The organism is Cobetia sp. BMC6 (assembly GCF_029991385.1).
In the GTDB taxonomy this organism is placed as follows: Bacteria; Pseudomonadota; Gammaproteobacteria; order Pseudomonadales; family Halomonadaceae; genus Cobetia.
This window is the reverse complement of record NZ_JAKUMF010000003.1, coordinates 217000-236874: the sequence shown is the minus strand read 5'-3', so window position 1 is coordinate 236874 and position 19875 is coordinate 217000. Positions and strand designations below refer to the sequence as shown.

Genomic DNA, 19875 nt, shown 5'->3' with positions numbered 1-19875 from the left:
CACGCCATGAGCACCTCTTCCGCACAGCAATGGCGCAGTGCGCTGGGCGCCATTCGTGAGCGCGTCGAGAGCCTCGAGCCCCAGCGCAGCAATGGCCGCCTGGTGCGCGCGACCGGCCTGGTGCTGGAGGCGGTCGGCCTGCGGCTGCCGGTGGGCGCCAGCTGCCTGGTCGAGCTGGGCGCGAACCTGCCGCCGGCCGAGGCCGAGGTGGTCGGCTTCGCCGATCAGACCCTCTACCTGATGCCCATCGACCCGCTCAGCGGCGTCGCACCGGGCGCGCGGGTATTTCCGCTCGGGCATGGCAATGTCGGCGAGCGACGCTATCCGGTCGGCGAAGCGCTGCTCGGGCGGGTCGTCGATGGCGTGGGTCGCCCGCTGGATGGCCTCGGCCCGCTGGAAGATGTCGAACATGCGCCGCTGGAGAGCCGTCCGCTCAATCCGCTGGAGCGCGCGCCCATCGACACGCCGCTGGATGTCGGCATACGTGCCATCAATGCCTTGCTGAGCGTCGGCCGTGGCCAGCGCATGGGACTGTTCGCCGGTTCTGGCGTCGGCAAGAGTGTGCTGCTGGGCATGATGGCGCGCTTCACCGATGCCGATGTGATCGTGGTCGGCCTGATCGGCGAGCGTGGGCGCGAGGTACAGGAATTCATCGAGAACATTCTCGGCGAGCAAGGTCTCAAGCGCGCCGTGGTCGTGGCCACGCCGGCCGACATGACCCCGTTGCATCGCCTCAAGGGCGCCAGCTACGCGACGCGCATCGCCGAGTCCCTGCGCGACAACGGCCAGAATGTGCTGCTGATCATGGATTCGCTGACCCGCTACGCGATGGCCCAGCGCGAGATAGCCTTGGCCATCGGCGAGCCACCGGCCACCAAGGGCTATCCGCCTTCGGTATTCGCCAAGCTGCCGGCGCTGGTGGAACGCACCGGCAACGGCCGGCGTGGTGGCGGGTCGATCACCGCCTTCTATACCGTGCTGACCGAAGGCGATGACCAGCAGGACCCCATCGCCGACAGTGCGCGCGCGATTCTGGATGGGCATATCGTGCTGTCGCGACGCATCGCGGAAAGCGGCCACTACCCGGCCATCGATATCGAAGCCTCGATCAGCCGCGCGATGTCGGCGGTGGCGCCGGAGCGGCAGCTCACCCGCGCCCGTCGCTTCAAGCAGTTCTATTCCAGTTATCAGCGCAATCAGGACCTGATCGCCATCGGCGCCTACCAGCCCGGCAACGACAAGGTGCTCGACGCCGCGGTGCGCCTGCACGAGCCGATGGGACGTTTCCTGCAACAAGGCACTACACAGCATGCAAGTCTTGCCGATAGTACGAACATGCTCGAACAATTGCTGGCCCAGCCATGATGGCCGCCTTCACCTGTCATTGATCGGGAACCCTCACTGAATGGCCATCTCATCGTCACGTTTCGACACCCTGACCCAGCTGAGCGAGCGCCGGCGTGATGGCGCTGCGCGCCAGCTCACCAGCCAGCGTCAGCGTCAGGAAACCGCCGCCCAGCAACTGGTCACCCTCGAGCAGTACCGTCTCGCCTACTGCCAGCAGATGCAGGCACGCCTGACGCAGGGGTTGGACCCGGCCAGCTGGCACAACTATCAGGCCTTCATCGCCTCGCTGGACAAGGCGATTGCCCAATGTCGCGCTCGGGTAGCCCAGGAACAGACCCAGACGCATCATCAGCATCAGCGGCTGGTGAAGGAACAGCAGACCCACGCGGCCTGGCAGGGCCTGGCGGATCGCGCCAGCCTGAGCGCCGCACTGCAGGCGCGCACCGCCGAGCAACGACAGAGTGATGAACAAGCCACCCAGGCCTGGTTACGCCGTGCCAATGGCTGAAGACGGCCAGTCGAAGGAGTGACACCATGACGGACACTGCACGCATCTCGATGTTGTCGGCCATCTCGCCAACCAGGGCGCCGACCAGCACCAAGGTCTCATCCGAGGAGGCTCGCTCGCGCGACGACGTCAGCTCGGCTTCCTCTGAGAGCGCCTTCGAGGCACAGCTGTCACGCGCCCAGCGCGAGGATCGCCAGCAGGATAGGCAAGCGATGCAGACGCAGGCGCAAGAGGCACAGCAACAGCGTGTCGAGCGTCGCGAGGCCGCCGAAGACAAGCATGCCCAGCACCTCGAGCAGGCGCAGGCAGCATCATCAGACACCTCACCCACTCAGGGCCCGGCCGGTGCCGCCCTCCAGAGCGGCAACCTCCCGCCTGCCCAGCCCTCATCGGCAAGCCAGACCGCAGGACAGCCCTCAGCGCAGTCACTCGAGGTCTCACGACTGGATAGCAGCGTCGAGCGCGGCATCTCGCGCATGCAACAGCTGCAGCAACTTGCGCAAGGCGGCCAAGGCACCTCCGGCAGTGACGAGGCGGTACTGAACGCGACAACTGCCACAACAGCGGGCAATACAGCGGTCAACACGGCAGGCGACACGGCGCTGCAAGGTGACTGGCTGGCCGCGCTGCGCAATCCTGCAGCGGCGGGACTGGACGGCGCCATTGCGGATCAGGCGCCCACCAGCAGGACCTCCCCGGCAGCGGCAGGCAGCCTGAGCACGGATGCGCCCTCCTCGCTGACGGATGGCGCGCTGGGCCCGCTGACCGAGGAGGCCGTTGAAGGCGTCACCGCCAAGGCCGACGGCGCCCTGCTTGATGCCAACGGCTCACGCGCCGGTGGCGATCCGTCCCAGCTCTCGGGTGCGTCATCTGCTGGCGTGTCAGTCGGCGCACCGAGTTCGGCCGCTGCAGGCAGCGGCACCATGCTCAATGGTTCAGGCATTCCAGCAGCCAATCCAGCGGGCATGGCATCACAGGCGGGAGCCTTGATCCCCGCAAGCGTCGGCACTCAGGCCTGGCAACAGGCACTCAGCGAGCAGGTAGTACGTATGCAGTTGAGCAAATCGCCGCAGGCCGAGATCGCGCTCAATCCAGCCAATCTGGGCAAGCTGACCATTCGCCTCAACATCGGCGAACAGGGCACCAGTGCGCACTTCGTCGCGGGCCACCAGCAGGTTCGCTCGGCGGTCGAGTCATCCCTGAGTGAGCTGCGTCAGGCGCTGGAATCCCGGGGGCACGAGCTGACGGCGATCAGCTTCAGCAGTCAGGACGACATGCAGCAGGACGATACCCGGGACGAGGCGCCGGACAACTCGCCCAATCAGGGTCAGTTCGCCCAGCACCTCGAGGGTCAGCCGGCGAGTGGTGCCAGCAAGAGCGCTGACGCCATGGAGGGAAGCCTCGCCGCGAGCAACCTCACAGGCGAGCTAACAAGTGCATCCCAGTTAGCCTGGGGACGGCGTGAATGGCAGGCATGACGGGCCTGGCGCTTGCCAGGTGCTTGTGTCAGCGGCTCCCGTCAGGTGGCTGTCAGATGAGCCCGCCTGGCGCGTCATCATTCAAGTAAGCGCTCGCACGTGGCGTTATTCCGCCGTTCGATCACCACGCCTTCGGTCATACTGGCCCCGCTACCGACTCCAGGGACACCGCACCACGATGTCAACGATTATCACCACCCCCGCCAGTCAGCGTCGCTCCTGGCTGCTGATCGGGGTCATCAGCCTGATGAGTGCCGTGATCGCGGCGCTAGTGGCCGTCTATTTCGCACTGCCGATGCTCAGTGATCAGAAGGCCGCACAGGACGCCGAGCCGGAAGTCGTGGTCGTGCCACCGCCGGTCTTCATGCCGCTGGCGCCCTTCACGGTCAACCTGGAAAGCCCGCGCGGCAATCGCCTGCTCTATATCGGCATCACGCTCAAGATGGCCGATCAGGACGCGGTGGCGCGCGTGGAAGAACTCAAGCCCGAACTCAAGAGCCGTCTGCTGCTGTTGCTGTCGGGCCAGAGCCCGGATGAGCTGATCACCCAGGCCGGCAAGCAGACGCTGCAGAGCACCCTGACCGAGGCGCTTTCGCGCCCCTACAGTGAAGGCGGCCAGCCACTGGCCATCTCCGGCGTGCTGTACAACGACTTCATCGTGCAATAACTGGCCATGGCTCAAGACGATCTGCTGTCACAGGACGAAATCGATGCTCTGCTCTCCGGCGTGAACGGTGACAGCGGTGCAACGGCTGACGCCTCGAGCACGCCCGGCGAAGCGCGCATTCGCCCCTTCGACCCGGCGAGTCAGCACCGCATCATCCGGGATCGCCTGCATGCCCTGGATATCATCAACTCGCGTTTCAGTCGCCAGTTCCGCATGGGGCTGTTCAACCTGATCCGCCGCGGCGCCGATATCACCGCCGGGCCGGTGCAGTTCCTGAGCTACAACGAATTTTCCCGCAACGTGCCGGTGCCGACCAACATCAACCTGTTCACCATGAAGCCGCTGCGCGGTACCTCGATGCTGGTGTTTCCGCCCAGCCTCGTGTTCATGGTGGTCGATAGCCTGTTCGGCGGTGACGGTCGCTTCGTGACCAAGTCAGAGGGCCGCGAATTCACGCGCACCGAACAACGCGTCATCCAGCGCCTGATGCAGCTGGCCTTGAATGCCTACCGCGACGCCTGGTCGGCGGTCTACGCCGTGGAAACCGACTATCTGCGCAGCGAGATGCAGGTCAAGTTCGCCAATATCACCAGCTCTCCCAACGAGATCGTGGTGTGCACCAGCTTCCATCTGGAGGTCGGCAATCACAGCAGCGACTTCCAGATCTGCCTGCCCTACTCGATGATCGAGCCGCACCGCGAGCTACTCTCGAGCCCGCTGCAGGAAACCAGCGCCGAGGGTGACAGTCGCTGGGGCGAGCGCCTGCGCAAGGAAGTGCGCGCCACCGATGTCGAGCTGCACGCCGACTTTGCCAGCATCACCACCACGCTGGGCGCGCTGGCCGAACTTGCCGTGGGCGATGTGCTGCCCATCGAGAAGCCCGAGCGCGTCAATGCCTACGTCAACAATGTGCCGGTGCTCGAAGCCGGTTTCGGTCGCGCCAATGGCCACCGCGCCCTGCGCGTGACCCGTATCATCAATCATCCGATCAACACTGCCAGCGAGGACAGCGGCGATGAGTGAGCCCAATTCGCCAGACGCGCCCGCGCCCAAGGCCACCCCGAATTCCCCGACATCCGGCACTGACGACCCCTGGGCCGATGCGATGACCGAGCAGATGGGCGACGAGTGGGCCAAGGCGCTGGAAGAACAGCAGAGCGAGGCTGCCCCGCAGGGCGGCGAAATCTTCGAACCCCTCGATGGCAGCGGTGGCGGCGCACGTCCGCGTGAGCTGGACATGATCATGGACATCCCGGTCAAGATGACCGTGGAGCTGGGGCGCACGCGCCTGACCATCAAGCAGCTGCTGGAGCTGTCGCAGGGCTCGGTGATCGAGCTGGATGGCCTGGCCGGTGAGCCGATGGACATCCTGATCAACGGCTACCTGATCGCCCAGGGCGAGGTGGTCGTGGTCGAGGACAAGTACGGTATCCGCATCACGGAAATCATCACCCCCAATGAGCGGGTACAGAAGCTCAACCGCTAAGGCTGTTCCTGTCATGACCTCCGATGCCCCTGACGGCGCGATCTTGCTGCCGGATGCCAGCCCCAATACCAATACCAGCGCCACTACCCAAGCGCCGTCACCGGCCTTTCTCGGTAGCGACGCAAACCTGAATGCCGACACATCCAGCGGCTCACCGCTGGGGGCGGCCAGCCTGGTCAATACCGGGCTGGCGCTTGCCGGCGTGATCGGCGTGATCCTGCTGCTGGCATGGCTGATGAAGACACTCGGGGGTGCCCAGACACTGCGCGGCAATCGCATAGCCCTGCGCCCGCTGGCGCGGCTGGCGCTGGGTCACAAGCAGAGCCTGGTGGTGGTAGCGGTGGGCAACCAGCAATTGCTGCTGGGCGTCGGGCCGGCGGGCATCACCTCCCTCGGTGAGCTGACGGCCGAGAATGGCGGCCTGGTGCCCGCATACGATGGCAGCACTCCGAACAACGCATCGCTGACCTCGCCCACCTCCGCAACCGGCGGGAGCGGTGCCGCGGCCGGCTTTGCCGAGTTGCTGCGCGACCGTCTCGCCAGACGCTCGCCGGCTGCCACGTCCGCCACGATGTCCTCTGAAGCGCCCAAGCGTGACACTCCAGACAAGACAGATGATGCGGAGCCTCGCTCATGACGGGCCTGGTGAGGTTGTCGCCGGGCATGAGAGCAAGAGGACTGAAGACAAGAGAGCTGCTGACAGGGCTGTTGGTCGCATTGTTGACATGCCTGCTGACGAGCCAATCGGCACACGCCGATGTGCTCAGCGGCCTGACCAGCCAGCCACTGCCGGACGGCGGCGAGTCCTGGTCGCTGAATATCCAGACATTGATCCTGCTCAGTGGCCTCGCCCTGCTGCCGGCGGCCTTGCTGATGATGAGTGCCTTTACCCGCATCATCATCGTGCTGGGCCTGCTGCGCACCGCGCTGGGCACCGCGTCTGCGCCGCCCAATCAGGTACTGGTCGGCATCGCGCTGTTTCTGACCTTCTTCGTGATGTCGCCGGTGCTGGAGCGTATCTACGACGAGGCCTGGCAACCCTATGACAGCCAGGCCATCAGTCTGCAGGAAGCCATCGAACGCGGCGGCGATCCACTGCGCGACTTCATGCTCGGTCAGGTGCGTGAGCCGGATATCGCCCTGTTCGCGCGCCTGGCCAAGGTCGAGGAAATCCAGACCCCGCAGGACGTGCCGTGGCGGGTGCTGCTGCCGGCCTTCGTCACCAGCGAGCTGAAGACGGCCTTCCAAATCGGCTTCAGTCTGTTCGTACCCTTCCTGATCATCGATCTGGTGGTGGCGAGTGTGCTGATGGCGCTGGGGATGATGATGGTGCCACCCGCCACCATCTCGTTGCCCTTCAAGTTGATGCTGTTCGTGATGGTCGATGGCTGGCAGCTACTGCTGGGGTCGCTGGCCGAGAGCTTCTACTGAGAGAACTTCTTCTTGGAGAACTTCTTCTGGGAGAGCTTCTATTGAGCCAGGCCCTGGCGTCACCCCATTACCGGGCTTTCCAGCCGTGACTCGCGACCGTGCCGCGCCACCGTGCACTGCCAGCCTCGACAGCTCATATCTGCCCACCTGCCCATCGAGAACGCGCCGCCATGACCCCTGAAGTCATCACCAGCCTGGCCTCGCATGCCATGTACATCATCCTGTTGGTGGCAAGCCCACTGCTGGCCAGCGCCCTGTTCATCGGCCTGATCGTCAGCCTGTTCCAGGCCGCAACCCAGATCAACGAGATGACCCTGTCCTTCATCCCCAAGATTCTCGGCGTGTTCGGCACCCTGGTATTGGCCGGCCCCTGGTTGCTGGAGACGCTGATGGACTTCACGCGCAGCGTCTTCACCAGCTTCCCGCACCTAATCGGATGAGCGATGCACCGATGAGCGTCACCGCAAAGCCCGACGCAAGCCCGGCGGGAGGTCGCTCCATTGCCGAATGACCTGCTGTCCCCCGAGCATCTCCAGGCCCTGCTGCTGAGCGTGATGTGGCCCTTCGCGCGCCTGTCCGGCTTCATGATCAGCGCGCCGCTGTTCGGTCACCGCAGCCTGCCAACGCCGGTGCGCCTGTTGATGGCCTTTGGCCTGGCGCTGATCATCGCACCGCTGGTCGAGAGCCCGCCCCCGGTGGATGTGCTCGGCCCGGCCGCCGTCTGGCAGCTGGTATTGCAGATGGGCGTCGGCCTGGCACTGGGACTGGTGATGCGCATCACCTTCGCCATCGTCGAGGCGGCCGGAGAATTCATCGGCTTGCAGATGGGGCTGGCCTTCGCCAGCTTCTTCTCGGCCGACACCGGCACCAATACCCAGGTGCTGTCGCGTCTGCTGGGCATGCTGGCCATGCTGCTGTTTCTGGCCTTCAATGGCCATCTGCTGGTGCTGGAAATCCTGGTCACCCACTTCCACGAGATTCCCCTCGACCTGCGCCGCATGGGGCCCGTCGGGCTGGAGAATCTGCTGCTGTGGAGTGCCAGCCTGTTCAGCGCCGGCCTGCTGCTGGCCTTGCCGCTGGTGGCCTCGCTGCTGGCGATCAACCTCGCGATGGGCGTACTCAATCGCTCGGCGCCGCAGCTGTCGGTGTTCTCGATCGGCTTCCCGCTGACCCTGCTGCTGGGCATCGCGATGCTGTGGCTGATGATGCCGGGCATGACGGACTGGCTGTCGCTGTTGTTCCGTCAGGCGCTGGGCGCCTTCCAGGCCGTGCATGAGGGCCTGGGCACGATGCCATGACATGCAAGCAATGATCTGAAAAGCAAAGATCTGAAAAGCAACCACCAGCACGCAAGAGCCGCACCGGATGCCATCGCGAGAGCGAGTATCCAGTGCGGCTTTTTCATCATTCTTCGAACGCGGTCACGCCCTCACTCAACGCAGATAGTCGAACAGCGACATGCCCGAGATATCCGAGAACGCCTGCTGGGAGGCCTGCAGCCCCACCTGGGTCAGCGAGTAGTCGGAGATCGCCTCGTTGTAGTCCAGATCGATCAGGCCCGAGCGGGTCGAGGCATAGTTGAGCTCACGGTCATCACCGATGATATCCAGCGAATCCAGCTCGTTGAGCTTGGTGCCGACATCGGCACGCACCGCCAGCACATTGTCGAGGCTGTTGCTGAACTGGCGACTGGCGGTCGAGATGGCATTGTTGAAGGCGGCCTGGTCGGCCTCGCTCTCGATCGGCGTGCTCAGCGCAGTGATCAGGCCATCCAGATTGGCGAACAGATCGGCACTGGCCTCACCCTCCTCGATTACCAGCTGGGTTGCCTTGCCGGAGGCCTGAGCTTCAGCGACCTGTTGCTCATCACCGGACAGCGTCATCGACAGGCCATTGAAGGCAAGTGTCATGCCATCGCTGAATGCCACGGGCGATGGCAGCGGGTTGCCTTCATCATCCAGGATCGAGAGATCATTGCCTTCGGCATCGGTGCCGCTGATCGTGACACCGGCGGCATCGATGCTGACGCTATAGGCCGCGCCATCGACCCGCGCCGAGGCGTCGATGACTTCCGGCCCCTTGAAGGTGATCGGCAGTGACGACGCGCTCTCGCTGGTCTGGCGGGCCAGCTGCTGATTGCCGGATGCCACGCCGCCAAAGATCTGGCTGCCGGTATGATTGACCTCCATCAGGCGCGAGCTGTCGACGCGTTGCTGGCGCTGCTCATCATCGCCGCGATAGCTGCCATCCTCGTCAAAGGGCGCCGTGTCGCCGCTCATGCCGCCGAACAGATAGTTGCCATTGCCGTCGGTGCTGTTGGCCAGCCCCAGCAACACTTCGCGATTGCCTTCAATCTCGGTGGCCAGCGCATCGCGGTCGCTGTCACTGAGAGTGCCGTTGCCCGCCTGCACGATCAGACTCTGGACTCGCGTGATGGTGTCGGTGACCTGATTGAGCGCGCTTTCCTCGATGGAGAGATTGTTGCGCGCCGTTGTGCGGCTGTCACTGAACTGTTCGTTGACGGCCTGGGACTGCGAGATCGTCACCGCCTGGCTGGCCGCACTCGGGTCATCCGAGGGATTGACCACGCGCCTGCCGGTGGCCAGCTGCTCGGACACCTTGGAGAACGCCGCCTGCTGATCCAGCATCGAAGTGACGCCCTGGGCATAGAGGGTTTGGGTACTGATGCGCATCACGGCCTCGTTAGCGGATGTTCAGAATGGTATCCAGCACCGTCGACGCGGTCTGGATGACCTGGGCGTTGGCCTGGTAATACTGCTGATAACGGATCAGATCCGCGGCTTCTTCATCCAGATTGACCCCCGAGATCGACTGGTCTGCCGCCGACAGCTGCTCGGTCAGACCCTGCTGAGCTTCCAGATTGACCTGCACCTGACGGGTCTGGTTGCCGACCTGACTGACCAGCGACGCGTAGTGATCATTGAAGCTGCCGGCGCTACCCAGGGCGTCGCTGCTCTGCAGTGACTGCAGGGCGAGAATGTTGCGGTTGTCGAGACTGGCGCCGCTTGAGCCCGCGGCGATCTCGGCGCCTTCGTCGATCGCGACCCCGAAGGTGTCGGCGATATTGCGCGTCGGCTGGATGGTAAAGCTGTCACCGTCCGCCATGCCGGTGGCGGTGAACACCAGGCCGTCCTGGCGCATCACGCCTTCTCTGTCCGGGGTCAGGGTCTGCACGGCGCCGCTGCTGAGGTTCTCCAGCTGGTAGGTGCCGCCGTCAAGACTCAGGCGGTAGTCATCGCCGGTCAGCGCGACGCTGTAGAAGTCGTCACCTTCCTGCTGGGTGGCGGGGGCGAATGTCACCTCAAGGTCCGCTCCGGCGGCATTGCCGCTGACCGGCAGCACCTCCGGATCGCCGAGAGTGAAGAAGTCGCCCCCCGTGTTGCCATTGGCGTCGACACCGTCGGCGTGCTGGGCATTGAAGGTCAACGCCAGACCCGCTGCCAACTGGCCGAGCTGATTCTGAGTCGGCTCGAGGCTGTCGGCGCGGAAGCTCAACAGCCCGCCCAGGGTGCCGCCTTCGAGCTGTTCCTCATCGATGGCGCTGGTCACTCCCGGCGCCACGCTGTAGGTAACCACCGAACGACTCATGTCCTGCGGGTCGGGCTCCACGGCCAGTTCATGATTGCTGCTGCCGTTGACCAGCAGCTGGCCATTGCCGAGGCTGACGCTCAGCCGACCATCCTGCTCCTGCACCTCGACGCCGACCAGCGTCTGCAGGTCGGTCACCGCCTGATCGCGCTGGTCCATCAGGCCCAGCGGCTCTTCGCCGGTACGCGCACGCGTCAGGGAAATCTGCTCGTTGAGCGAGGCGATCTGGCTGGTGGCAGTGTTGATGTCGCCGACCACATCGCCGAGCCGTGAATTGACCGCAGCGTCCATGTCATCCAGATAGGCGGAGAAGGCATTGAACTGCCCGGCCAGGCTCTCGGCGCTGCCCAGCAGGCTCTCGCGCGCCGCCGGGTCGCTCGGCTGACTGGCCACGCCTTCGATGGCGCCGAAGAACTCCTGCATCAACGGCGCCAGGCCCGCCTCGTCATCGGCGAGCAGATTGTCGATCTGGCTGATGTTGGCTTCGTGGGTCTCAAGCGCCGTGCTGGCGCTCATGGCGCTGTCCAGCTGCGCTGAGAGATAGCTGTCGGTCTGACGGCTGATCGACGCCACGCTGACACCGCCACCACTGCTGCCACTCAGTTCGACCGTTTCACGGCTATAGCCCGGCGTGTAGACGTTGGCGATGTTGTTGCTGTTGGTGGCAAGCGCCGTCTGGGCGGCTTGCAGACCGCTGACACCGATACTCAACATGCTGCTGGCCATGGCGTTTACCTGAAAGGAACAATGGATAGAGGGGGAGGATTAATGACGCCACACCGCGGCGTACGGATGCTGTAAATATCGGCGCGTCAAACGCCAACTTGAGGCCGTAGGCAGCAATAGTTGCCAGCCATTCATCAACAGGGATTCGTCATCAGCGACTCTAGCGGAACAGCGGCTCTGAACGGCCCATCGCCACCTGAATGGCCCCTGATGCAGTGCCTTCACTGCCAGCACCGATCTCTTCATTCGTCGCAGCCGCCATATCCGACGCAGACGCCACACCCGGCGTAGACGCCGCATCCTTCGCAGACGCCAGCTCGACCAGCGGCTCAGAATCGCGCGCATCGAGGGCAAACAGCGGCGCGGAGGCCTCAAGCAACCCACGCGGGGAGCTTGAGTTGTCGGTAGCGACAGACGATGACGCAGGCACGGTATCGCGTGTCGCCAGGCGGGTCTCCGCTGTCTCGAGAGACCCGCTGGCCTCCAGCGGGCCGACACGGCTCATGATCGAGATCAGCTTGTCGGCATAGTGCGGATCAGTGGCGTAGCCCGCCTCCTGCAAGGCACGCGCGGCACTCTCGGGGTCCGGCGACCGGGTCACGTGGGCATAACGCTGAGCGCCGGTCAGCAGCGCGGCATGATCACGCAGCGCACTGGCCTGATCGGGATAGACGCGGAAGCTGTCCTCGAGACGCATGCGCCGCCCATCACGGTATTCGGTGGTCAGCACCGTGGTGCTGTCGCCCTGCCAGCTGCTGCCGGCCTTGATGCCGAACAGATTATGGCTGTCGGTGCCGGCCTCGGTGTGAATGCGTCGCTGACCCCAGCCTGTCTCCAGCGCGGCCTGGGCCAGAATCAATTCTGCAGGCAGCCCGCTTTCACGACTGGCCGCCTGAGCGGCGGGGCCAAATTCCGCCACGAAGCGCTGTACATTCTCCGGCCGACGACGTTGTTGCTCGCTGAGCGCTGCCATGTCGGTCACTGTCTCCGGGCTGACGGTGTCAGACACATCATCCTTGCCTGTCGTCGCCATCGGCAGCTCGGCGTAGACGCCTCGCGCCGTGTCGCCGGGCGCCAGCGTATCGAGCATCGCGATGAAGCCGGTGACCTCGTCTGCAGGGTGTGTCTCCACCGCCGCCTGCCAGTCATCTTCGCGAGCCGCGCCCATCCCCGGGGTCAGGCCCACCGCCGACAACCAGCCGTCGGCACCCTGTTCATCAACAGACTTCCCATCGGCTGCTGCGCTGGGGGAGATTACGGTGCTGCTACCCGTGTTCGTGCCCATCCCCGAGCTGGAAGACAACTGCTGAATCAGGATCTTCGACAGACCGACACCGTCGCCGACACTGGCCAGTTGCTGGGAGAGCTGCTGGTCCAGCATCGAGGTCATCATCTCTTGCTGCTGGGAGCCGGTCAGCGCTGAATTCTCGGCCGCCGAGCGCATCTGCTTGAGCATCATGTTGAGCATCAAGGCCTCGAATTGGCGCGCACTCTCTTCCAGCGCTTCCTGCTGGCGTTCACCGCCACTGCTGGCCGCCCCCTTGAGACTCGCCAGTCCCTGGGTGTCGAAGGCCAGACGACCGGCGTCCACGTTGGCACCGCTACCAAGCACACTCATCAGATCACCTCGAGATCAGCACGCAGCGCACCGGCTGCCTTGAGCGCTTCCAGAATCGAGACCAGGTCCTGCGGCGTGGCGCCCAGCGCATTCAGGCCATCGACGACCTCCTGCAGGCTGGCAGTCCCCTCGACCATGCGCAGCGCACCGCCCTGCTGGTTCACGCTGATATCGGGGTCGTTGACCACTGCCGTCTGTCCCTGGGACAGCGGCGCGGGCTGACTGATCACCGGATTGGCGTCGATCACTACCGACAGGTTGCCGTGGGTGACCGCAGCGCGCGCCAGGCGCACTTCGGAATTCATCACCACCGAGCCGGTCCGTGCATTGACCACCACACGCGCACGCGGCACGCCCAGGGCGACCTCGATGTTCTCGAGCCTGGCGATGAAACCAACACGTTGACTGAGATCACGCGGCGCCTGCACCACGATATCGCGACTGCTGAGCGGCGAGGCCAGCGAGCCCCCGAAGTCGCGGTTGATGGCGCTGGCGACATTCTGGGCATGATTGAAATCTCCCTCGAACAGATCGAGATGGATCACGCCATTTTCATCTCCGAGACGCGTCGGCACGCCGCGTTCCACCGTCGCCCCATTGGGGATGCGACCGGCGGTCAGCTGGTTGACCTGCACGCTGGAACCGCCGGCCTGGGCACCGGCGCCGCCGATGATCAGATTGCCCTGCGCCAGTGCGTAGACCTGACCATCCACGCCCTTGAGCGGCGTCATCAACAGGGTGCCGCCGCGCAGGCTCTTGGCATTGCCCAGCGACGACACCACGACATCGATGGGCTGACCGGAGCTTGCAAAGGCCGGCAGGCTGGCGGTGACCATGACCGCCGCCACGTTCTTGAGCTGCATGTTGGTGCCCGACGGCACCGTCACGCCCAGTTGGGAGAGCATGTTGGTCAGGCTCTGGCCGGTGAACGGCGCTTGGGTGGTCTGATCCCCGCTGCCATCCAGCCCCACCACCAGGCCGTAGCCGACCAGCGGGTTGTCGCGCACGCCGCGCACCTGGGCGAGGTCCTTGATGCGATCGGCCTGCGCCGATTGCAGTGTCAAGGTCAGGCAGCTCACCAGCATCAGACAGGCGGCCAGCGCAGCGCGCCAGCGTGGAGAAGGGAGCATCTCAGGCATCGGATAGCGACTCATGATAAGACAGCGTGGTGAGAGATCGGGACGAAGCATTCAGAACAGGGCAATTCTCTACAGATCATTGCACGGCAATCGCCACTCCAGGCTCAGAACGGCGCCAGATTGAGGAAGAAGCGCTGCATCCAGCCCATGTTCTGCGCCTCGTTGATATAGCCATCACCGACATATTCAATGCGTGCACTGGCCACCTGGGTAGATTGCACCGTATTGGCCGAGGAAATCGTGCGCGGATTGACCACCCCGGAGAAGCGAATCGACTCGGTGCCCTGATTGATCGCGATGCGCTTCTCGCCGCGCACCTCCAGATTGCCGTTGGGTTGCACCTGACTGACCGTCACGGTGATGGTGCCGGTGAAACTGTTGTTGGCATTCGAGCCACCGCTGCCGGTGAAGTCATTCTCGCCCTCGATATCGGCATCGGTGCCATCCAGCAGCCCCGTCATGAAATCGGGGATGGCGGTCAGCGAGAAACCGAGGCTGCCGTCACGGCTGGCATTGCTGGCCGAGCTCTTGCTGGCGCTGACATTCTCGTCGAGCAGGATGGTGATGATGTCGCCGATGGCACGTGGGCGGCGATCCTCGAACAGCGGCTGGTTGCCATACAACGGCTGGAAGATGGCGCCATTGGCCATCGGTTCCGGGCGCGGCTGCATCGCCGATTCCATTGGTGTGGTATCGACCAGCGGCTCGCTGGGGATATGGGCACACCCTGCCCCTGCCAGCGTCATGGCCAGCATCACCAATCCGGCCAGCACGCGGCGCATGCAGCGCCAGCCAGGCAACGCCAAGCCATCCTGGCACGCAACACCCGCTGACAGGGATGTCAGTGCCACCACCGGAAGATCACGTGAAAGCGACATGCGACAACCCCTACATCTGGACCAGACGCTCCAGCATCTGATCGGTGGTGGTCACGGCCTTGGAATTGATCTCGTAGGCACGCTGGTTCTGGATCATGCCCACCATCTCTTCCACCACGTTGACGTTGGAGGTCTCGACGAAGCCCTGATAGAGAGTGCCCGCACCATTGAAGCCCGGCACATTGTCACTGCGCGGCCCCGAGGCATCGGTCTCGGAATACAGATTCTCGCCACGACTGAACAGCCCAGCCGGGTTGATGAAGGTAGATAGCTGTAGCTGACCGACCTCGGTGCTGTTGGTGGAGCCGGGCTGGGTGACGCTGACCACGCCATCGGAGGCGATATCGACACTCAGGGCATTGGCCGGAATGACGATCGCCGGGTCCAGCGGGTAGCCACTGGCGGTGACCATCTGGCCGGTGCTGTCGAGCTGGAAGGAGCCATCGCGGGTATAGGCATTGGTGCCATCCGGCAGCATCACCGCGAAGAAGCCCTGACCATTGATCGCGACATCCTTGGAGTTCTCGGTCTGTTCCAGATTGCCCTGGACGTGCAGACGCTCGGTGGCCACGGCGCGCACTCCGGTGCCCACCTGCAGCCCCGAGGGCAGCTCGGTGGTGGCAGAGGAGGCAGCGCCGGGCTGGCGCATGTTCTGGTAGAGCAGATCTTCAAACACCGCGCGCGACTGCTTGAAACCATTGGTCGAGACGTTGGCCAGGTTGTTGGCCGTGACGTCCATCTGCATCTGCTGAGCTTCAAGGCCGCTCTTGGCTGTCCATAGGGCACGAATCATCAGGGGGCTCCGCCGTGTTTACGGGGTCAGTCGGTACCAAGCAGGCTGTTGCCACGCTCGGCCATGCGCTCTGCCGTGTCGATGCTCTTCATCTGCATCTCGAAACTGCGCGCGTTGTTGATCATGGCGACCATCGCGTCGGTCGCCGAGACGTTGCTGCTCTCCAGGGCGCCGGAGACGACCCGCACCAGCGGGTCGGCCGCCAGCGGTGGCGCGGCCTCTCCCGCCGCAGTCGGCGGCTGACGGAAATAGCCGTCCTCGCCGCGCACAAGCGCCGGGCTACCGGGAATGGCCTCGTGATTGACCAGCTTGAGCTGGGCCTGCAGCACCATGGTGTCAGGTGCATCCGCCGCCGAGCGCGCACTCACGCTGCCATCGGCGGAGATATGCACGATGGCGTTGAGCGGCAGCTCGATCGGCCCGCCATCGCCCAGCACCGGCAAGCCGCCGGAGGTCAGGACACCATCGGCATCGATCTGCAGCGCACCGTTGCGGGTGTAGAGCTCCTCGCCATTCGCGCCCTGCACGGCCAGCATGCCGGGGCCGTCGAGTGCGATATCCAGTGCGCGATCCGTGGTCTGGATCGTGCCCTGGGCCATCGAGGCTCCCGCGGTAGTCAGCTGACTGGATACGCGTGTCGCCAGCCCTTCGCCCTGCACATCCACCGCCCGCGACAGCGTCAGCATCTCGCGAAAGCCGGTGGTCGAGAGGTTGGCCAGGTTATGACTGGCGACATCCTGATCCGCCAGGCTGCGCTGGGCGCCGCTCATGGCGGTGTAGAGCATTCTGTCCATCAGCCGACTCCAAACTGGTCAGATAACGCGTGCAACGGTGTCGCTGTCAGGCGAAATGGCTTCATGTCAGCCCGGATCAACGCAGGTTGATCACGGTCTGCTGGACTTCATCCTGCACCGAGATGGTCTGGGCATTCGACTGGTAGTTGCGCTGAGCGATGATCAGATCGACCAGCTCAGTGGTCAGGTCGACGTTGGAGGCTTCCACCGCCCCCGAGACCACATCACCGAACACCCCCTCACCCGGCACGCCGACCAGCGGCTCACCGGATTCCGCGGTCGCCAGCCAGCTGTTGTCGCCATTGGGCTTGAGGCCCTGATCATTGGCGAAGTTGGCCAGCGCGATAGTGCCCAGCGTCTGGGTCAGTTCATTGGAGTAACTGCCGATCACCCGCCCGTCACCGTCGATGGAGATGCCCACCAGGCTGCCCGAGGTGTAGCCGTTCTGGGATAGCGAGGTGACCTCGTAGTCGTTGGCGTACTGGGTGCTGCCCGTCAGATCGATGCTGAAGTTCATGTCTTCGGCACCGTTCGTGAGGGTGTAGGTCATGGCTGTCTGGGTATAGTCGCTATTCAGCTGGCCATTGGTGCCGAAGCTGATCTGCTCCGCCTGGACATCGAAATTCACCGTCGGGGTGATGCCGGCATTCACATCCGACTGGTATTCGGCCGACTTGCCGGCGAAGTCCATGACATGCTGAACATCCCAGGTATTGCTGCCGGTCTTGGTATAGAACGATGTCACGACATGCTCGCTACCCAGACTGTCATACACGGTCATCGACGACGCATAGTCATAGCTGGTCGGATCCATCGGATCGAAGGTCGTGGTAGTCGGCTCGGCTTCGGAATCCAGATTGATGGATATCTGCGCGCCATAGATGCTGTTGGCAAGGTTGTCCTGGGTCTGACTGGCCGCCAGGGGCGCGGTCGGCACCTGCAGCACGACGGGCTCGCCAGTGACCCGCTCACCGGCATAGCCCGTCAGCTGGGCACCCTGCGTATTGACTATGTAACCATCGGCATCGACATTGAGCTGGCCATTGCGCGAATAGACCACCTGCCCGGTGCTATCGGCAAAGCGCAGGAATCCTTCGCCGGAAATCGCGATATCGAGATCACGCCCGGTGGTTTCCAGCGAACCGGTCGAGAAGTCCTGGGAGATGGAGGCAACCTGGACCCCGATACCCGCCGCCTGGGAACTGGCATAAAGATCCGCAAACTGGGTCTCGGAGGACTTGAAGCCTACCGTTTCCGAGTTGGCGATGTTGTTGCCGATCACATCCAGATTGGTTGCAGCCGCACTCAAGCCGCTCAATGCCTGTGAAAACGCCATGGTCTGTCCCTTTGATCGCGATGAAGATGAAAGCCCGAGACCTGTCAGCGAGCTCGGGGGCGGCCAAACGGCCTGAAACTGGTGGCCCGTCCGGCGGGCTCGCTGGCGTTATCCCGACGCCATGGGCTCAGCTCAAAGCACCTGACGCACGGCGTCCAGACTGACGACACCCAACACCGGACCCAAGTCCAGCTGAGCACCGCTGTCGGTCTGATTGACTCCACTGACCACGCCATAACTCAGCGTCTGCAGGTCGTCATAACTCTCGCCTGCCCGCTCGGCCGTCACGGCCAGCTGGTAGGAGCCATCGGCGGCTTCAGTGCCATCATCCAGCAAACCGTCCCAGACAAAGCCATGAATACCCGCCTCCAATGCGCCCAACTCGAAGGTCTTGACCACACTGCCATCCGCACCCAGCACCTCGACGCTGGCGTTGTCGACATCGTCGGCCAGCTCAAGGCCGAAGGGTGTCGAGGTCGCGTTGCCCACCAGCACCGCATTGCCGCCGACCAGCACGCCCTGATCGAGCAGACTGGCCGCCTGCAGCGCTTCACTGCTGGAAATCTGCGCCGTGATGCCCTCAAGCGTGGTGTTGAGTTCTTCGATACCACTGACGGTGCTGATCTGGGCCAGCTGTGCGGTCAGGTCGGAATTCGACACCGGGTCCATCGGGTCCTGGTTCTGCATCTGCGCCACCAGCAGGGTCATGAACTGATCATTGAGCTCCTCGGTACTGCTCACCGACTGCGTGCTGTCGGTGACGCCGGAGGTGGTGGTGGTCTGGTTGATGCTGTTGAGCACACTGGTGTCTAGCGTCGCCATGCGGTTACCCGAAATCAGAAGAAGCGGTCATAAGGCCAAGGCCCTGAGCAAGGGTCATTCCCCCAGTGTCAGCGTCTTGCGCAACAGGGACTTGGAGGTATTGAAGACCTCGACATTGGCCTCGTAAGACTTGGAGGCCGCGATCATGTCGACCATCTCGGCGACCGGATCGACATTGGAGAAGGTCACATAGCCCTGCTCGTCGGCGAGGGGATGATCGGGACGATACTCCTGGCGCGCCGGGGCATCGCTCAGCTCCACCGAGCTGACCCTGACACCGCCTACTCCGGCACTGCGCGACGCCATCTGTGTCGCCAGGCCGCCACCGGCCAGGCTGGCCGTCGCAAGCGACGCATTGGCCTGACGCGCGAGGGGCGCGTACTCGAACACCACCTGACGCGCCTGATAGGGCTTGCCGTCCGGGCCCGCCACGCTGTCGGCGTTGGCCATGTTGCTGGCCACGGCATTGATGCGCTGCGACTGGGCCGCCATCGCGGAACCCGCGAGGTTGAAGATGCTGAACGCTGCCATCAACTGTTCTCCGATTGCATGGCCAGACGCAGGCCCTGGATCTTGCCGGTCAGAAGCTCAAGGCTGGCCTCGTAATGCAGACTGTTGTCCGCGAAATTGACCCGCTCCACATCCATGTCGACGGTATTGCCGTCCAGACTCGGCTGTGTCGGCACGCGATAAAGCAGGTCCGCACCCAGCGACAGCCCGGCCCCGCTGGCTGCCTGGTGGCCTGGCTGGGTCGTGTTCAGCGCAAGCGGCCCTGGCGCGGCATTGCCCGCCGTCGCCTTGGCCAGGGTGGCAGAGAAGTCGATATCGCGCGCCAGATAGCCCGGCGTGTCGGCATTGGCGATATTGGTGGCCAGCACCTGCTGACGCTCGGCACGAAGGCCCAGCGCCTGCTGGTGAAAGCTCATGAGGGAATCAAGTCGGTCAAACATGGAAGTGCCCCGCTGTCGGCACCTCGCCCTGATGTGAGCGAGGGAACATCCATCGATCAGCTCACGCGTAGGGGAGCATGACGGAAAGCAGGACTGAGAATAGTCAGCCAGCGCCAGGATGAAGGTAAGAACAAGCCACTTTATCGCGGCTATTTCTGGCCATGCCGGTGTCGGGGGCGGCTTACAATCTCTCGCGGTACTGATCCAGCACCCTGAACCTACGCCCTGAGCCGAGGAGCGCTTGTTCCCGCCTTCCGCCCCGGACGCCACTCGCGATGAGAGACTGCATGCCG

The 19875-nt window shown here is 63.9% G+C and carries 21 protein-coding genes; 10 read left to right on the top strand and 11 right to left on the bottom strand.

Translation table 11 applies throughout. The annotated features are described in order from the left end of the window. Positions 1 to 6: 6 nt before the first annotated feature. The 10 genes from fliI (at position 7) to fliR (ending at position 8215) form a co-directional block, all read left to right on the top strand. Positions 7 to 1365 carry a flagellar protein export ATPase FliI gene (fliI, locus tag MKZ40_RS08455; RefSeq protein WP_153635811.1) on the top strand — a complete coding sequence of 453 codons (1359 nt, stop codon included), beginning with the start codon at positions 7 to 9 and terminating at the stop codon, positions 1363 to 1365. Positions 1366 to 1405: 40 nt separating this feature from the next. Further along, positions 1406 to 1855, top strand: coding sequence for a flagellar export protein FliJ (gene fliJ / locus MKZ40_RS08450; RefSeq protein WP_175088811.1), 450 nt, complete (start codon positions 1406 to 1408; stop codon positions 1853 to 1855). Positions 1856 to 1881: 26 nt separating this feature from the next. After that, entirely contained in the window at positions 1882 to 3333 is a 1452-nt protein-coding gene (locus MKZ40_RS08445) for a flagellar hook-length control protein FliK (RefSeq protein WP_175088812.1), read from the top strand. 178 nt (positions 3334 to 3511) lie between these two features. Continuing rightward, positions 3512 to 4000 (top strand): flagellar basal body-associated protein FliL, encoded by a 489-nt coding sequence (fliL, locus tag MKZ40_RS08440; protein ID WP_054556624.1) that lies wholly within the window; start codon positions 3512 to 3514, stop codon positions 3998 to 4000. Between the two features lie 6 nt (positions 4001 to 4006). Beyond that, positions 4007 to 5023, top strand: a complete 1017-nt coding sequence (gene fliM / locus MKZ40_RS08435; protein WP_107334751.1) for a flagellar motor switch protein FliM — start codon at positions 4007 to 4009, stop codon at positions 5021 to 5023. After that, positions 5016 to 5486, top strand: coding sequence for a flagellar motor switch protein FliN (gene fliN / locus MKZ40_RS08430; RefSeq protein ID WP_153635814.1), 471 nt, complete (start codon positions 5016 to 5018; stop codon positions 5484 to 5486). The genes fliM and fliN overlap by 8 nt, the downstream gene beginning before the upstream one ends. Before the next feature lie 13 nt (positions 5487 to 5499). Then, a complete protein-coding gene (fliO, locus tag MKZ40_RS08425; protein WP_153635815.1) occupies positions 5500 to 6123 on the top strand; it encodes a flagellar biosynthetic protein FliO in 624 nt (207 codons plus the stop codon). Positions 6124 to 6149: 26 nt separating this feature from the next. After that, a complete protein-coding gene (gene fliP / locus MKZ40_RS08420) occupies positions 6150 to 6917 on the top strand; it encodes a flagellar type III secretion system pore protein FliP (RefSeq protein WP_153635816.1) in 768 nt (255 codons plus the stop codon). A 170-nt stretch (positions 6918 to 7087) separates the two neighbouring features. Beyond that, entirely contained in the window at positions 7088 to 7357 is a 270-nt protein-coding gene (fliQ, locus tag MKZ40_RS08415) for a flagellar biosynthesis protein FliQ (protein WP_153635817.1), read from the top strand. A gap of 60 nt (positions 7358 to 7417) precedes the next feature. Next, positions 7418 to 8215, top strand: a complete 798-nt coding sequence (gene fliR, locus MKZ40_RS08410; protein WP_242007635.1) for a flagellar biosynthetic protein FliR — start codon at positions 7418 to 7420, stop codon at positions 8213 to 8215. 135 nt (positions 8216 to 8350) lie between these two features. Here the strand turns inward: fliR and flgL are convergent, their stop codons facing one another. The 11 genes from flgL to flgB all read right to left on the bottom strand — a co-directional run bounded on the left by flgL (position 8351) and on the right by flgB (position 19558). Next, positions 8351 to 9610 (bottom strand): flagellar hook-associated protein FlgL, encoded by a 1260-nt coding sequence (gene flgL / locus MKZ40_RS08405; RefSeq protein WP_175088813.1) that lies wholly within the window; start codon positions 9608 to 9610, stop codon positions 8351 to 8353. Positions 9611 to 9620: 10 nt separating this feature from the next. After that, positions 9621 to 11252, bottom strand: coding sequence for a flagellar hook-associated protein FlgK (gene flgK, locus MKZ40_RS08400; protein ID WP_153635819.1), 1632 nt, complete (start codon positions 11250 to 11252; stop codon positions 9621 to 9623). 160 nt (positions 11253 to 11412) lie between these two features. Continuing rightward, on the bottom strand, positions 11413 to 12870 hold the full coding sequence (gene flgJ, locus MKZ40_RS08395; RefSeq protein WP_175088814.1) for a flagellar assembly peptidoglycan hydrolase FlgJ: 1458 nt from the start codon (positions 12868 to 12870) through the stop codon (positions 11413 to 11415). Then, complete coding sequence (locus MKZ40_RS08390; protein WP_172978739.1) at positions 12870 to 13955, bottom strand: flagellar basal body P-ring protein FlgI; 1086 nt, start codon at positions 13953 to 13955, stop codon at positions 12870 to 12872. Before MKZ40_RS08390 ends, flgJ begins: the two co-directional genes overlap by 1 nt. 158 nt (positions 13956 to 14113) lie before the next feature. Further along, positions 14114 to 14791, bottom strand: coding sequence for a flagellar basal body L-ring protein FlgH (locus MKZ40_RS08385; protein ID WP_153636875.1), 678 nt, complete (start codon positions 14789 to 14791; stop codon positions 14114 to 14116). Between the two features lie 106 nt (positions 14792 to 14897). Then, entirely contained in the window at positions 14898 to 15680 is a 783-nt protein-coding gene (flgG, locus tag MKZ40_RS08380; protein WP_153635821.1) for a flagellar basal-body rod protein FlgG, read from the bottom strand. A 26-nt stretch (positions 15681 to 15706) separates the two neighbouring features. Next, positions 15707 to 16474 carry a flagellar basal body rod protein FlgF gene (locus MKZ40_RS08375; protein ID WP_153635822.1) on the bottom strand — a complete coding sequence of 256 codons (768 nt, stop codon included), beginning with the start codon at positions 16472 to 16474 and terminating at the stop codon, positions 15707 to 15709. Positions 16475 to 16550: 76 nt separating this feature from the next. Next, the gene (gene flgE, locus MKZ40_RS08370) at positions 16551 to 17810 is read right to left on the bottom strand and encodes a flagellar hook protein FlgE (RefSeq protein ID WP_153635823.1); all 1260 of its coding nucleotides are present in this window, start codon (positions 17808 to 17810) and stop codon (positions 16551 to 16553) included. A gap of 132 nt (positions 17811 to 17942) precedes the next feature. Beyond that, on the bottom strand, positions 17943 to 18632 hold the full coding sequence (locus tag MKZ40_RS08365; RefSeq protein ID WP_153635824.1) for a flagellar hook assembly protein FlgD: 690 nt from the start codon (positions 18630 to 18632) through the stop codon (positions 17943 to 17945). Between the two features lie 54 nt (positions 18633 to 18686). Beyond that, entirely contained in the window at positions 18687 to 19163 is a 477-nt protein-coding gene (gene flgC, locus MKZ40_RS08360) for a flagellar basal body rod protein FlgC (protein ID WP_175088815.1), read from the bottom strand. Continuing rightward, positions 19163 to 19558, bottom strand: a complete 396-nt coding sequence (flgB, locus tag MKZ40_RS08355; RefSeq protein ID WP_306424408.1) for a flagellar basal body rod protein FlgB — start codon at positions 19556 to 19558, stop codon at positions 19163 to 19165. The genes flgC and flgB overlap by 1 nt, the downstream gene beginning before the upstream one ends. Positions 19559 to 19875: the final 317 nt, after the last annotated feature.